The organism is Virgisporangium aliadipatigenens (assembly GCF_016863615.1).
Classification (GTDB): Bacteria; Actinomycetota; Actinomycetes; order Mycobacteriales; family Micromonosporaceae; genus Virgisporangium; species Virgisporangium aliadipatigenens.
Genome location: NZ_BOPF01000053.1, coordinates 49448 through 61884 on the forward strand (window position 1 = coordinate 49448; position 12437 = coordinate 61884).

Here is a 12437-nt window from a genome sequence, read left to right on the forward strand (position 1 = left end):
GCCTGCCGATTCATGACGGACCGAGCCTACGCGAGATCACCGACGGGTGGTACCCGGGGGGTTGCGCGGCGTGGTACGGCCCCCGCCGCCCTGCCCGCTGGCCACCGGAACGGGCGCCGTGACGAACGGCTGCCCGCCGGTCAGCGGCCCCGGCAGCGACACCGTCCCGGGAGCCTCGCCCGCCGGCCCGGCCAGCAACAACGTCCCGAACTTCGACTTCACGCCGGTCAGCAGCCCCGAGTCGTCGAAGCAGAGGGTCGCCCCGGTGATCGGCGGCGCCACGGCCACGGTGGTGGGTTCGACGGTGAAGCAGACGCCGGAGGCGCCCTCCAGCCCCGCGGTCACCACCTGCACGGCCGCGTGCCGGTCGGTCAGCACATCCAGCCAGTCCGTGAACGCGTGATGCACCTGCGGATCGCTCCCCGACGGCACGGCACCGGGCGTCCGCGCGGCGCGCACGCAACCCGAACCGCCGCACTGGTAGACGCCCTCCGGGCGCCCCACGACGGAGACCGCGCCCTGGTTGGTGTACACGCCCGGCGGCAGGTCGATCCGCCACGAACCGTCGCCCGCCTTCGTCACGGCCACCGCGCGCTTGCCGCCGGTGCCGGTCCAGGTATAGCTCGCCACGTACCGGCGGTCCTTGGCCGAGGCGGCCCGGCGGGCGAGGTCGGCGTGCGGCTCCGCGCTGCCCGTCGCCGACGACGGCGAGGGACTCGTCGATGCCGCGGGTGCCGCGTCCGGCGTACAGCCCGTCATGGCGGCACCGCAGAGGGCCACCGAGATGCACGATGCAATTCGGACGAGACGGGCGTTCACCGCCCCATTGTCAGCCAGGCCACTGCCGGATCGTGGGATCGCCACTCCCGAGCCGTCCCAGCCGCCGGTACGCTCGGTGCCGCGATCCGGGCGGTCGTCGTGGGTTTGCGGGAGGTCGTCGCAGTTCCGGGAGGTTTCGTGGCCATCATCGTCCAGAAGTACGGCGGGTCTTCCGTCGCCGACGCGGAGCGGATCAAACGCGTCGCCGAGCGGATCGTCGCCGCGCGCAAGGCGGGCCACGAGGTCGTGGTGGTGGTCTCCGCGATGGGGGACACCACGGACGAGCTGCTCGACCTGGCGTCGCAGGTCAGTCCCGTTCCGCCCGGTCGGGAGCTGGACATGTTGCTGACCGCCGGCGAGCGCATCTCGATGGCGCTGCTCGCCATGGCGATCACCAACCTCGGCTTCGAGGCGCGCTCGTACACGGGTTCGCAGGCGGGCGTGCTCACCACGTCGGCGCACGGGCGCGCCCGGATCATCGACGTGACGCCGGGTCGGCTGCGCGGTGCGCTCGACGAGGGCGCGATCGCGATCGTCGCCGGGTTCCAGGGCGTCTCCCAGGACACCAAGGACATCACCACACTCGGGCGGGGCGGTTCGGACACCACCGCGGTGGCGCTCGCGGCCGCGCTCAAGGCCGACGTGTGCGAGATCTACACCGACGTCGACGGCGTGTTCACGGCGGATCCGCGTATCGTCCCCAACGCACGCAAGATCGATCAGGTCACCTACGAGGAAATGCTCGAAATGGCCGCCTGCGGGGCCAAGGTGCTCATGCTGCGGTGCGTCGAGTACGCCCGGCGGTCGAGGATCCCGATCCACGTGCGCTCGTCGTACTCGCAGAAGCCCGGCACGATGGTCACCGGAGCGATGGAGGATCTTGCGTTGGAACAGGCACTCATCACCGGCGTCGCGCACGACCGGAGCGAAGCGAAGATCACCATCGTCGGTGTGCCCGACGAGCCGGGGATCGCCGCGCAGATCTTCCAGACCGTCGCCGGCGCCGAGATCAACCTCGACATGATCGTTCAGAATGTCTCTACCGAGGGAACCGGGCGAACGGACATCTCGTTCACATTGCCGAAGGCGGACGGTCCCACGGCGATGGCCGCGCTCAACAAGGCGTCCGATCTGATCAAGTTCAAGACGCTGCTGTACGACGACCACATCGGCAAGGTTTCCCTGATCGGAGCCGGTATGCGCTCCCACCCGGGCGTGGCGGCGAAGTTCTTCGCGGCACTCGGTCAGGCCGGCCTCAACATCGAAATGATCTCCACTTCGGAGATCCGGGTCTCGGTGGTCTGCCGCGACACCGATCTGGACGCGGCGGTCCGCGCGGTGCACGATGCCTTCGAACTCGGGGGTGACGAGGAGGCCGTGGTCTACGCGGGTACCGGTCGATAGGACGGAGATTCGGTAGTGGGGGATCAACCCACGCTCGCGGTCGTGGGGGCGACCGGGGCGGTCGGCACGGTCATGTGCGAGTTGCTCTCGTCCCGGCGCAACGTCTGGGGCGAGATTCGGGTGGTCGCCTCGAAGCGGTCCGTCGGCCGGACGCTGTTCGTGCGGGGTGCGGAGCTTCCCGTTCTCGAACTGGCACCGGACGTCTTCGACGGCGTCGACGTCGCCATGTTCGACGTGCCGGACGAGGTGTCGGCCGAGTGGGCGCCGATCGCCGTGCAGCACGGGGCGATCGCCGTCGACAACTCGGGCGCGTTCCGGATGGATCGCGACGTGCCCCTGGTCGTCCCGGAGATCAACCCGGAGCAGGTGCGCAACCGCCCACGCGGCATCATCGCGAACGCCAACTGCACCACGCTCGCGATGATCGTGGCCATCGCCCCGCTGCACCACGAGTACGGGCTCAAGGAGCTCGTCATCGCCTCGTACCAGTCCGTCTCCGGCGCGGGCAAGGCCGGTGTCGACGCGCTGCTCGACCAGTTGCAGCGGGTCGCCGGCGATCGCACGCTCGGCTCGCGTTCGGGCAACGTGCGGCAGGCGATCGGCGACGACCTGGGGCCGTTCCCGGCGCCGCTGGCGCTCAACGTGGTGCCGTGGGCCGGATCGCTGCGCGACGCCGGATGGTCCTCCGAGGAGCTGAAGGTCCGCAACGAGACCCGGAAGATCCTCGGCCTGCCGGACCTGAAGATCTCGGCCACGTGCGTGCGGGTGCCGGTCGTCACGGGTCACTCGGTCGCCGTGCACGCCGTCTTCGGGACCGAGGTCGACTGCGAGGACGCGCGGGAGGTGCTGCGGCACGCGCCGGGCGTGATCCTGGTGGACGAGCCGCAGTCGGGGGAGTTTCCGATGCCGATCGACGCGGTGGGGACGGATCCGGCGTGGGTGGGGCGGCTGCGGCGCTCGATCGACGATCCGCGGGCGTTGGACTTCTTCGTCGTGGGGGACAACCTGCGCAAGGGGTCGGCGCTCAACACGGCCCAGATCGCCGAACTCGTCGCCGCGGAGCTGACCACCCGGGCATAAGACGGTATGATGATCCCCGTTTAGACACGACCCCCGCTTGTGGTAGCGGAACCAGTCACGGGGATCGTGCCGTTCTATGTTTGTGGCTCTACCGAGTTAGCGCTCAGTGGAGCCACAGTTTTTTCACCGACTCGATCACGATTGACCCGGCGATCTTCGCCGCCAGGACGGCGACGAAGATCCGCCGCGTCGTGAGTCGATGTCGATGCCGGCCTCTGTAGAACGCGGGCCGGTCACGCCTGACATCCACTTCACCTCCTCCCTACGAGGGGTGACCCTCACCCCTCCGCTTGGGTGAGGGTCCAGGAGGTGGATCGAAGCGAAATCCGAGGCGCGTCGGGAAGTTTAGGCGCTGCCGTCCGTTCCGTGTGTCCCGGTCGGGGTTGACTGTCGGTAGCTAGTGAGAGTTACTATCAAATTATGGTTGCTCTCATGAAGCGCCGTTGGTGGGCGCTCGGCGCGCTGATGCTGAGCCTGCTGACCATCGGCTTCGACGCGACGATCCTCAACGTCGCCCTCGACCCGCTCGCCGCCGCGCTCCATGCCGACACCGACGACCTTCAATGGATCATCGACGCCTACGTGCTCGTCTTCGCCGGTCTGCTCCTGCCCGCCGGCGCCCTCGCCGACCGCTACGGGCGCAAGACGTTCCTGGTGGTGGGGCTGGGACTCTTCGGTGCCGCGTCGGTCGTGGCGAGCCTCGCCGGCAGTGCGGCCACCGTGATCGCCGCGCGCTGCCTGATGGGCGTCGGGGCGGCCGTTCTCACGCCGACGATCACCGCCGTCGTGACCCGGATCTTCCCCGCCGACGAGCGGCCGAGGGCGGTGGCGTTCATGGCGATCGGGTTGGGCGCCGGGGTGCCGTTGGGGCCGATCGTCGGCGGCTACCTGCTGCGGCACTTCTGGTGGGGGTCGGTGTTCCTGGTGAACGTTCCGGTGGTGGCGGTCGCGCTCATCGCCGTCGCGGTGCTCGTGCCGCAGTCGCGCGACCCTCGGCCGCGGCCGGTCGACCTGGTCGGCGGGCTGCTGTCCACCGGCGGGCTGGTGCTCCTGGTCTACGCGGTCATCGCCGCCCCGGCCGCCGGCTGGACGTCCGCGCGGGTCCTGGTCGCGGGCCCGCTCGGCGTTCTGCTCCTGGTCGCTTTTCTCTCGTGGGAACGGCGTCAGCGCGCGCCCCTCATCGACCTGTCCCTGTTCGGCCGGCCACGCTTCGTGTGGGGCTCGACGGCGGCGACGGTCGCCGCGTTCGCGATGTTCGGGCTGCTGTTCGTGGTGCCGCTGTACCTGCAGGCGGTGCGCGGGCACGACGCGTTGGCGGCCGGTGTGCGGCTGCTGCCGATGATGGCAGGTCTCATGATCGGCGCCAAGACGGGCGAACGCGTGGCGGCCCGAACCGGCGCCCGCCTGCCGATGACGGCCGGCCTGCTGCTGCTCGCCGCCGGACTCGCCGTCGGCGCACTGACCCGGGCCGGCAGCGGATACGGGTTCGTGGCGGGATGGCTCGCCGTCGCCGGGGCCGGTGTGGGGCTGACGACGGCCCCCGCGCTCGACGCCGTCATGGGCGAACTCCCGCCCGAGCGCAGCGGCTCCGGGGCCGCCCTCACGCTGGCCATGCGCCAGGTGGGCGCCGCGCTCGGCGTGGCCCTGCTGGGCAGCCTCAGCTCGGTGACGTTCCATCGGAAGGAAGGGGTGACCCGGGCGATGGCCGAGGCGCTGGCGAACGGCGACGCGACGCTGGCCGCGGAGATCCGGGACGACTACGCCGGTGCGATGGCCGCGGTGCTGGTCGCCTGCGCGGCGGTGTGCGCGCTCGGCGCCGCCGGCACGGCGCGATGGATGCGCGACGCGGAACGACCCGAGGAGGCCGTCGCCGCACCGAGGTAGCACGATGGGAGCCGTGGCGGGACTGCGGGAGTTGAAGAAGCAGCGCACTCGGGCGGCGATCCAGGAGCACGCGCTGCGGCTCTTCACCGAGCAGGGCTACGACGCGACCACCATCGAGCAGATCGCGGCGGCGGCGGAGATCTCGCCGGCGACCTTCTTCCGGTACTTCCCCACCAAGGAGGACCTGCTCATCCAGGACGACCACGACCCGCTGCTGACCGCCGCGCTGCTCGCCGCCCCGCCGGACATGCCCACGGTCGCGGCCGTGCGCAAGGCGATGCGCGACGTGTTCGGCAACATGCCGGAGGAGCAGCTGGCCTCGATCAAGGTCCGGCTGAGGATGATCGTGTCCGTCCCGTCCGCCCGGGCGCGCGCGATCGACAACATCATGGCCAGCGTGGACGTTCTCGCCGAGCCGCTCGGGCGGCGGCAGGGCGTCCCGGCCACCGATCCGCGGGTGCGCGCCCAGGCCGGTGCGCTCATCGGCGCGATGACGGCGGGCGCCCTGGGCTGGGTCGGCGACGACGGGCCGGGGGACCTGCGCGACGTGGTCGACGACGCGCTCGCCGCACTGGACGGGTTGACCGGCTGAAAGCCGTTGTGCGGCAGGGGTTCCTGGACCATTCTCGTTGGGTGAACATTCCGGCTTCCTTCGCGTACCGGCTGGAGCCGAGCCATGATCCGGAGGACGCCCTCGACCTCCTGATCCTGCACCGCTTCATCGAGGGCGAGCAGCCGTTCGCGCGGGAGGCCCGGGTCGGTGACGCGCGGCCCGACGCCCCGCTGCACCCGCCCGGCGCGGCCCCGATCCGCTCGGTGGCCCTCTCCAACGGCACCCGCACCGACATGTACGAGGGTCCGGGGTGGACACTGCTCGTTCGCCGGTGGAAGAGCGGGGACGCGTACCTCACGGCCACGTCGACCGACCCGGAGATCGTCGAACGGGTGCTCGCCGAGTCCACGAAGGACGCCGCCAAGCCGCGGCCGCTCGACGACGTGTCCGTGCCGGTCGGGTTCTGGCAGGGCGGGGATCGCCCGAGCCGCCGCGAACGCCGCATCACCGCCCAGCCGTGGCAGGCGATCCGCCGCAACTACTCGCACGAGGCGGTCGCGGCGCTCGACCGGTTGGCGGCGTTCGACGGGGAACGCATCGCCGGCCGCATCCTGCTGCTGCACGGGCCGCCCGGCACCGGCAAGACCACGCTCCTGCGCACGCTCGCCTGGGAGTGGCGCGCGTGGTGCCAGTTCGACTGCGTGCTCGACCCGGAACGGCTGTTCAACACGCCGGGCTACCTCGCCGAGGCGGCCCTGGGCGACGAGGACGACCCCGAGGAGGGCAAACGCCGCCGCTGGCGACTGCTGCTGCTCGAGGACTGCGACGAGCTGATCATGGGCGACGCCAAGCGCTCGTCCGGTCAGGCGCTCTCCCGCCTGCTGAACGTCACCGACGGCATGCTCGGCCAGGGCCGCGACGTGCTCGTGGCGATCACCACCAACGAGGACGTCGCCAAACTGCACCCCGCCGTCACCCGGCCCGGCCGCTGCCTCGGCCAGGTCCACCTGGACCGCCTCGGCCCCACGCAGGCCCAGGACTGGCTGGGTGGCCCGCACCGGGGCGTGGGCCCGCTCGGTGCCACGCTCGCCGAGCTGTACGCCCTGCGCGACGGCACCGACCCGGTCGCCGTGGAGACCGAGCCGGAGCCGACCGGGATGTACCTGTAGATCCGGGGGAACGCCTCAGCCGCTGTGCACGTCGTCCGCGTCGATGATCGTGTACGCGTAGCCCTGTTCGGCGAGGAACCGCTGCCGGTGCGCGGCGTACTCGGTGTCGATCGTGTCGCGGGCGACCACGGTGTAGAAGTGCGCCTGCCGACCGTCGGCCTTCGGCCGCAGCACCCGGCCGAGCCGCTGCGCCTCCTCCTGCCGCGAGCCGAACGACCCGGACACCTGGATCGCCACCGCCGCCTCGGGCAGGTCGATCGAGAAGTTTCCCACCTTGGAGATGACGAGCGTCTTCAGCTCCCCGGAGCGGAACGCGTCGAAGAGGCGTTCGCGCTCCTTGTTGGTCGTCGACCCCTGCACGATCGGCGCGTCGAGATACTCCCCGAGCTGGTGCAACTGGTCGATGTAGCCGCCGATCACCAGCACCTGGTCGCCGATGTGCCGCTCGACGAGGGCCCGCACCACCGGGAGCTTCGTCCTCGCGGTGGCCGCCACCCGGTAGCGTTCCTCCGGCTCGGCGACGGCGTAGCGCATGCGCTCCTCGTCGGTGAGCGTGACCCGCACCTCGACGCACTCGGCCGGGGCGATCCAGCCCTGCGACTCGATGTCCTTCCACGGGGCGTCGTACCGCTTCGGGCCGATCAGCGAGAAGACGTCGCCCTCGCGGCCGTCCTCCCGGACCAGCGTCGCCGTCAGGCCCAGCCGCCGCCGCGCCTGCAGGTCGGCGGTGAACCGGAAGATCGGCGCCGGCAGCAGGTGCACCTCGTCGTAGATGATCAGGCCCCAGTCGCGCGCCCCGAACAGGTCGAGGTGCGGGAAGACGCCACCGCGCCGGGTGGTCAACACCTGGTACGTGGCGATCGTGACCGGCCGGATCTCCTTGCGTTCGCCCGAGTACTCGCCGACCTCGTCCTCGGTGAGGCTGGTGCGGGCGACCAGCTCGCGCTTCCACTGCCGGCCGGCGACGGTGTTGGTGACCAGGATCAGCGTGGTCGCCTTGGCGGTGGCCATCGCGGCGGCACCCACCAGCGTCTTGCCGGCGCCGCACGGGAGCACCACCACACCCGAGCCGCCGGCCCAGAACCCGTCGACCGCCTCCTGCTGGTACGAACGCAGCTTCCAGCCGTCCTCGGCCAGGTCGATGGCGTGCGCCTCGCCGTCGACGTAGCCGGCGAGATCCTCGGCGGGCCAGCCGAGCTTGAGCAGCGCCTGCTTGAGGCGGCCGCGTTCGGAGGCGTGCACGGCGATCGTGTCGTCGTCGAGCTTCGCGCCGAGCATCCCGGCGAGCTTCTTCGACTTGGCCACCTCGATCAGCACGACCCGGTCGAGCGCCTTGAGGACGAGGCCGTGCGCGGGGTCGTTCACCAGCTGGAGGCGCCCGTAGCGGTCCATCGTCTCGGCCACGTCGACCAGCAGCGCGTGCGGCACCGGGTAGCGCGAGAAGCGCAGCAGCGCGTCGACCACGCTCTCGGCGTCGTGGCCGGCGGCGCGGGCGTTCCACAGGCCCAACGGGGTGAGCCGGTAGGTGTGGACGTGCTCGGGCGAGCGCTCGAGCTCGGCGAACGGCGCGATCGCCATGCGGCAGGCGGACGCGTCCGGATGGTCGATCTCCAGCAGGAGAGTCTTGTCGGACTGAACGATCAGGGGGCCGTCGGTCACCGACCAACAATATCCGCGCCGTGCGCAACCCGAAGGTCACCTTGGGGCGTCTATGGGAGTAACGACGGGCGGGGGGACGCCATGGTGCCTACACGCATCAACCTCGGGGTAGGCGTTCTGCTCGTCGTCCTGCTGGGCGCTGGGGCCTGCGCAGGCGGGGAAGGCGACGGGTCGGCGGGGAACCGGCCCGTCGCTGCCGCACCCGCGCCGTCGTCCCCGGAGCCCACGGAGGCGTCGCCGGAGCCGCCGCCTCCCGCGGTTTCGTCGGCGCCGCCCTCGGTCGCCCCGACCGTCTCACCGCCGAAGTCGTCGCCGTCGCCGCAGGGCTGCCCCACCGGGGAGAAGCAGCGCGAGGTCGAGACCGCGCTCGACGCGATCGGCGGCTACGGGCCGGTCACCGTCGACGGGGTGCAGTCGGCGGCGGACTGCGCGGCGATCGTGAAGTTCCAGAAACGCTTCGGGATCAGTCCGCCCAACGGCCGCGCGGGGCCGACGACGGCCGACGTCTCGCGGCGCATCGCCGCCAGCCTGACCCCGGCGGAGCGCGCCAAGTGTGCCGCCGGCGGTGGGCTGACCGCGTGCGTGGACCTGTCGCAGCAGACGATGTGGGTGGTTCGCGACGGCGAGGTGATCATGGGCCCGACCGTCGTGCGCACGGGATTCTCGGGCTACGCGACGCCCGCGGGCACCTTCAAGATTGACTATCGGAACGTCAAGGAGTGGTCGAAGCCGTACAAGGTGTGGCTCCCGTACTGGCAGCACTTCATCGACGGCATCGGCTTCCACGAGACCACGACCTACCTGCACAACATGGGCAACGGCTCGCACGGCTGCGTCAACCTGCTGCACGCCGACGCCGTGCAGCTGTGGGGCCTGCTGAAGAACGGCACCACGGTCAAGACGTTCGGCCGAAGATCAGGGACATGACCCATAGGCTCTGCGCAATCGGTCGGCGACAATGGGTCATGGCTGCTGGTGGTAACGGGCTCAGCCCGCGACAGTTCGCCGGAGTGCTGGCCGTCCTGACCGGCGCGGCGGCGTGGTTCATGGTCGCGATGACCGTGCGCGACAAGCCGCTCGTCGAGGCCGTCGGGGAGACCGTGGGAGCCACGACGGCGTTCCTGGTGCTGATCAGCGTCGCCGGCGTGACCCGCCGTTAGGTGGTCTCCAGTTCGGCGGCGGTGATGCGGTGCAGGGCGAACGTGTGCTGCGTCTCCGTGCGTTCGTCCTCGGCACGCAGGTAACCCCCGCCGATCGACACCGGCCGCACCAGCCGCGACATCGACGAGCCGTGCGCGTCCACGTAGCCCACCCAGACCCGGGCCCGGTCCCGAACGGCCTGCTGCAGCACCACCATCGCGTCGTTGTGCGCGTTGGTGCCGTTCTGCGTGGCGGTGCGCACGGACAGCGGCGCCCGGCGGGCCGCACGCGCGGCGGCGTCACCCCGGCGCAGCTGCTCCACGACCCCGCCCAGCCGAGCGGGACTCAGCAGCGGCATGGCCAGCGGATCCTCCCGCCGAACGGTCACCGCCGGCCGCGCCGGCGCGCGCCGCGCCTTGGGCCGGGCGAGCACCGCCGCACCCGTCGCGTCCTCGCGCACCGGTGCGTACCCGGCCGCCCGCAACGCCTCCAGCAGCCGCGCGGGCGGCGTAGCCGTGATCAACACCGTGGGTGCCAGCCGGCGCAGCCCCAGTGCGGCGAGCCGGCGGTCCGCCTGCACCTCCGCCACCAGCGACTCGTCCTCGCTGCGCAGGTACGCGGCGGCCGTTCCGGCCCGGAGCCCGCCGTGTCGCCGGGCGACGTCGTCGACCAGGTAGGTCAGCGCCTGCGGCACCGGTGTGCGGGACCGCCGGGCGAACAGCGCGTGCAGGTCCGTGGCCGAGTAGCCGGCGTCCAGGGCGCGCCGCACCGAGGTGGTGGTGATCCGCAGCGCGTTCGCGGACTCGGCGTCGGCGACGAGTGCCAGTTCGGCCGCGAGAGCGGGTTCGGCCGGCCCCGGCACCACGACCGACAGGTCGGCCTGGATCAGCACCGCGTCGACCGGCGGCGGCAGCAACGCGTCGAGCACGGCGGCGGCGTCCGGTGCGCCCGTGTCGTTGACGCCGAGCGGGTCCTCGTCCGGATCGGCCTGCTCCGCCAGCAGCGGCCGGGCGTAGGACGTGAGCATGCCGAGCGCGGTGAACCCGAGCGCGGCCGCCTCGCCGAGGATTCCGGCGACGGGCAGCGACCGGTTGCGCCCGTGGCGCCGCGGCGAACGCCACGCCAGCACGGCGGCGAGTTCCTCGGCGGTCGCCGCGATCCCCTCGGGCAGGTCGGCCAGCACGTCGAAGAGCGCGCGTCGGGCGGCGGGGGCGCCGAGGCGTTCGACCTCGGGGGAGAGCGCGGCGATCAGCCGGTCCTTGTCGTCTCGCTGGCCCACCAGCCCCGCACTGCGCGGCATGCCGAACCACGCCGCCGCGAGCATCCGCCAGCGCATCGCCAGCGGGGCGACCTGCCAGCCGTCGTACAGCGTGCTCGGCAGGAACCCGGTCTCGTCGTCGCCCAGGATCCCGGCCGCGTGCGCCACCTCCAGCAGGAGCGCGGCGGTGGGCTCGTCGACGCCGGTCGCCCGGGAGATCCGCCGCAGGTCGCGAACGCCTAGGCCGCCGGTGCGCAGTTCGGCCGCGGGTTCCTCGGCCAGCGCCTCCAGCAGCGCCTCGGTCTGGCGGACGGCTTCGAGCGCCTGGCCGGCGCCGGCCCGGTCGGCCTTCTTCTGCGCCTCCCGCAGCGCCCGCGTCCCGATCCCGCCCTGCGCCCGCGCATCGTCGGGCCCGGCCAGCGGCGGCGGGTCGGGGTGCAGCTGGCCCAGCGGTCCCGCGTCCCGGCGCAGCACCAGCGCCATCTCGCGGGGCAGTTCGACGGTGTCCTCGCTGACCCGCACGAGCAGGTGGTGCTCGAGCAGGTAGCGCACCGGTGAGTCATCGGCGAGCGGCGTGGCGAGGGCCCCGAGTGGCGGCCCCGCGGCGAGCCGGTCGAGCACGGCACGGGCGGCCGGCGGCGCGCCGAGCACCGTGCGGCGCAGCTTCGCGGGATCCGCGGCGAGTTCGGCGGCGGCCGGGTCCAGTTCGGCGGCGGTGCGTCCGAGCCCCGCCGGCAACGCCATCACCTCGTCGACGGTCCCGACCACGTGCAGCGCGTGATCGGACCCGTACACGAGCGCCAACGCCCGCAGCTCGTCGATCGCCGCCCGGACCCGGGCCGGGCCGGCACCGCCCTGAGCGGTCAGCGCGAGCACCGCGTCGAGCGACGGATCGGGCCGCAGGTAGCGCACCGCGTCGAGGACCTCCACGGTGAAGCGGTCGAGCCCGTCCAGCGCGCGCGCCACCGACAGCCGCGACTGTGCCCGAACGGCCAGGGCCGAGAGATCGCTCGGCAGTGGTATCACAAGATCCGGGCGCAGCCGGATGAGCGCCGCCAGCCCGTCGTCGGGCAGCGCGCGTAAGTGGTCAGCGAGAGTCGACATCCTGACCATCTAAGGTACCGGCCGGTATTGCCGTTGAAGATGAGCGCGTCGTTGACGGCGGGTTTCGGGGAGGACTGGTCGTACATGGCTTATGAGGGGTTCCCGCCGGGGCCACCGCGTAGGGAGGAAGAGAGCGGCGGGTCCACGGACCTCAGCGCCGCCGGCGACGCGGCGGAGGCCGTGATCGAGGGAGCCTCCGACGGGTGCAGCTCCTTCGACGGCTGCAGCAGCTTCGACGGCTGTGACGGCTGCGGCGGTTGTGACCTGGGCGGATGCATGCTCTACCTGACGATGCCCAGGCTCCTGGCGTTGGCCGCGCCGACCAAGGCGCCCCGCTCGCGTCCGAGCGTGCCGGCGCGGGCCGGCA

The 12437-nt window shown here is 72.0% G+C and carries 11 protein-coding genes; 8 read left to right on the plus strand and 3 right to left on the minus strand.

From position 1 onward, the window contains the following. Positions 1-36: 36 nt before the first annotated feature. On the minus strand, positions 37-759 hold the full coding sequence (locus tag Val02_RS42970; protein WP_203905121.1) for a hypothetical protein: 723 nt from the start codon (positions 757-759) through the stop codon (positions 37-39). 198 nt (positions 760-957) lie between these two features. On the opposite strand from Val02_RS42970, the gene Val02_RS42975 reads away from it, so the two are divergent. The 5 genes from Val02_RS42975 (at position 958) to Val02_RS42995 (ending at position 6909) form a co-directional block, all read left to right on the plus strand. After that, positions 958-2223 (plus strand): aspartate kinase, encoded by a 1266-nt coding sequence (locus Val02_RS42975; protein ID WP_203905122.1) that lies wholly within the window; start codon positions 958-960, stop codon positions 2221-2223. A gap of 15 nt (positions 2224-2238) precedes the next feature. After that, on the plus strand, positions 2239-3303 hold the full coding sequence (locus Val02_RS42980; RefSeq protein ID WP_203905123.1) for an aspartate-semialdehyde dehydrogenase: 1065 nt from the start codon (positions 2239-2241) through the stop codon (positions 3301-3303). Positions 3304-3735: 432 nt separating this feature from the next. Continuing rightward, positions 3736-5187 (plus strand): MFS transporter, encoded by a 1452-nt coding sequence (locus tag Val02_RS42985; protein ID WP_203905124.1) that lies wholly within the window; start codon positions 3736-3738, stop codon positions 5185-5187. 4 nt (positions 5188-5191) lie between these two features. After that, the gene (locus tag Val02_RS42990; protein WP_203905125.1) at positions 5192-5779 is read left to right on the plus strand and encodes an acyl-CoA-like ligand-binding transcription factor; all 588 of its coding nucleotides are present in this window, start codon (positions 5192-5194) and stop codon (positions 5777-5779) included. Between the two features lie 41 nt (positions 5780-5820). Further along, a complete protein-coding gene (locus Val02_RS42995; protein WP_203905126.1) occupies positions 5821-6909 on the plus strand; it encodes a DUF5925 domain-containing protein in 1089 nt (362 codons plus the stop codon). A 15-nt stretch (positions 6910-6924) separates the two neighbouring features. Here Val02_RS42995 and Val02_RS43000 read toward each other — a convergent pair whose 3' ends face one another. Further along, on the minus strand, positions 6925-8568 hold the full coding sequence (locus Val02_RS43000) for a DNA repair helicase XPB (protein WP_203905127.1): 1644 nt from the start codon (positions 8566-8568) through the stop codon (positions 6925-6927). Between the two features lie 81 nt (positions 8569-8649). On the opposite strand from Val02_RS43000, the gene Val02_RS43005 reads away from it, so the two are divergent. Together Val02_RS43005 and Val02_RS43010 are read left to right on the plus strand one after the other, a co-directional pair. Continuing rightward, positions 8650-9495 carry a L,D-transpeptidase family protein gene (locus Val02_RS43005; RefSeq protein WP_203905128.1) on the plus strand — a complete coding sequence of 282 codons (846 nt, stop codon included), beginning with the start codon at positions 8650-8652 and terminating at the stop codon, positions 9493-9495. A gap of 38 nt (positions 9496-9533) precedes the next feature. Continuing rightward, positions 9534-9728 (plus strand): hypothetical protein, encoded by a 195-nt coding sequence (locus tag Val02_RS43010; RefSeq protein WP_203905129.1) that lies wholly within the window; start codon positions 9534-9536, stop codon positions 9726-9728. Here Val02_RS43010 and Val02_RS43015 read toward each other — a convergent pair. After that, a complete protein-coding gene (locus Val02_RS43015) occupies positions 9725-12070 on the minus strand; it encodes a helicase-associated domain-containing protein (RefSeq protein ID WP_203905130.1) in 2346 nt (781 codons plus the stop codon). The two genes, Val02_RS43010 and Val02_RS43015, sit on opposite strands and share 4 nt — an antisense overlap. Before the next feature lie 39 nt (positions 12071-12109). On the opposite strand from Val02_RS43015, the gene Val02_RS43020 reads away from it, so the two are divergent. Beyond that, a partial coding sequence (locus Val02_RS43020) for a hypothetical protein (protein WP_203905131.1) occupies positions 12110-12437 on the plus strand: 328 nt, incomplete at its 3' end.

Coding starts and splice junctions, on each gene's coding strand:
- Val02_RS43015 (WP_203905130.1), bottom strand. CDS start 12,070: ATGTCGACTCTCGCTGACCACTTACGCGCGCTGCCCGACGACGGGCTG.
- Val02_RS42970 (WP_203905121.1), bottom strand. CDS start 759: ATGACGGGCTGTACGCCGGACGCGGCACCCGCGGCATCGACGAGTCCC.
- Val02_RS43010 (WP_203905129.1), top strand. CDS start 9,534: ATGGCTGCTGGTGGTAACGGGCTCAGCCCGCGACAGTTCGCCGGAGTG.
- Val02_RS43005 (WP_203905128.1), top strand. CDS start 8,650: ATGGTGCCTACACGCATCAACCTCGGGGTAGGCGTTCTGCTCGTCGTC.
- Val02_RS42985 (WP_203905124.1), top strand. CDS start 3,736: ATGAAGCGCCGTTGGTGGGCGCTCGGCGCGCTGATGCTGAGCCTGCTG.
- Val02_RS42990 (WP_203905125.1), top strand. CDS start 5,192: ATGGGAGCCGTGGCGGGACTGCGGGAGTTGAAGAAGCAGCGCACTCGG.